Origin of the sequence: Oceanospirillum beijerinckii DSM 7166 (genome assembly GCF_000422425.1) — a bacterium.
Classification (GTDB): Bacteria; Pseudomonadota; Gammaproteobacteria; order Pseudomonadales; family Halomonadaceae; genus Oceanospirillum; species Oceanospirillum beijerinckii.
In genome coordinates, this window is record NZ_AULT01000098.1 from 1 (window position 1) to 2051 (window position 2051).

The 2051-nt window shown below is 39.2% G+C and carries 1 protein-coding gene; it reads right to left on the reverse strand.

What is annotated here, in order from left to right:
* The coding region (locus H579_RS26525) for an ATP-dependent nuclease (protein WP_051227890.1) at nucleotides 1-1892 on the reverse strand (1892 nt) is incomplete at its 3' end.
* Between the last annotated feature and the right edge of the window lie 159 nt (nucleotides 1893-2051).

A 2051-nucleotide genomic window follows, 5' to 3' on the forward strand; every position in this document is an offset into this window, starting at 1 on the left:
ATTCTTTGGTGTAACTTTTTCTGGTCATTATTTTCTCTCCAGTTAATGGAATTATCCTTAACTGGACTGGTTACATCTATTAGACCACCCCAAAGCTCTGCTCCATTATCATCGTAATTATCTGCTTCATGTTCTTTACCCAAAACGGCATGCTCTAAAGTTTCCCTATCACTATTTTTAGCTTTATCGGTACAGTAAAAATCTGGGTACGCTCTAATCATTGCCATATCGAGGTCTAATGGGTATGAGAAAAATACTCCATGTTTCTCAAGCTCACTCGCTAACTCATTAATTTGATCAAGCTCTAGCCATTCTTCTTCTAAATCTTGTGCGCTTATGTCATCGGGAAAACAAAACGTTTGGCTAATTTTCTTTAGTTCTCCAATTGCGTATTCTATACGGCATTGTCCAGCATTACTTCTCCCCAAGTCTAAATCGATTAGTGTTAAGAACGGGATATTCAATTCTGATAATAACCGCCACATGTGATTTACATGCCTCCCCCCTAATTTTACGAAAGCCACAAATGAAGGATCTAGATCAAAATTAAGTTCTTTGGCTAATTGCGGAATAACAATTTCTTCTGAATCACCTTCTCCCAGCAGAACAAGTTTCGAAAAATACAGCTCCGGATGTGCCAAAACGGCTTGGTTAACATACTTATAGTCCTCTTCAGATTTTTTCGAGGGCAATAGGACTTTTTTGACTACAGAATACCGGCTATCAGGCATGTTTTCTTGGCGGAAATGTCGGATTTGTTCAACTCTCTCCATGCGACGCACGACACTAGGAGAATGCGAGGTAACTATACCGGTAGCTTTCAAAGTTTTTGTTTTCGCATGTAAGACGTCCAGAACTCGACCCAAGTAATAAGGGGATAGGTGATTTTCCGGCTCTTCAAATGCAAATATCGTAAACACAGGAATATCTTTATCTAATTCTTTGAAGCCTTTTGCTTTGCCTGCATGGTGTTTCTGCTCTATCTCATAAAGTGCAATGGCCAAAGTAAAATACAGGAGGGATATTTGGCCATCACTTAACTCACTTATATCCCGGCTTCCGCCATCTTCCGATGGAGCAAGTTTGATAGATATTGATCTCAGAAGTTCTCCTATTTCGGTCGATGTCGCTTCTAATTTTGGATCTTGGTAGTGCGCCAATGTTTTATCATGAGTTTTGCTCCATATCTTTTTAATTAGAGCGGTTGTTGTTTTGATGGACTCAAGATCTTTAATTTCGTTACTCAGGCTTTCGCTAATAGTTTCAATTTTCTTTTGATGCGAAGGAGATATATCTGTGTAGTCTTCAAGGATTTTTGTGAGGGCCTTAACTTCGTTTTTGAGCGTGGCTTTTGAGTCTCTGAAAGCCGGTATATATCTCAACTTGATGTGTTTTCGATCATGAGATGAAACTGGAAATTTAAAATCTTTGCCTTCTCCAAATTCAACTTCTTCTGAAGTTGTGACCCAATATATTTTAGATTGCACCTCATCTTCATATTCCGTTTCATCCCATAATGCCTCTAGGCGCATTCTTGCTTTAAGCCTGCCATTTTCTTCATCAGCATAAATCACAGAACTAAATGCCGGGCATACTTCACGTGCTTTTTGGGTATTTCCTTTCAGTTCTGGAAAGGAAAAAATAACTTCTATATATAATTCTCGTCCACTAATATTTTTGTAGTCTTCATCCGGAGCAAGATAAAAATCATCTCTTGTAATTGTACGATCTTCTCTGGTGCCCCCAAATAATCGTTTGAGCGCGATAATGAACGTTGTTTTCCCAGAACCATTATTACCAACAAGGCAGGTTAAATCTCGTTCTAAAGACACAATCTCCGGTATTTCCGGAAAACATCTGAAGTTTGAAAGAGCAATTTGGTCGATCTTCATCTATTTCCCTCGTGAATACTAACGCCCGCTTTGGGTCGAAAGTGAACTTACTAGGCCTGCCGTATAACATCTATGGACGCCCCATTTTTGGCAAGAAGTTTCTTTTCGACAAGTTAAGGTTTGCAGCCATCTATTCGGATTTTTTATGAAGCACTGAGC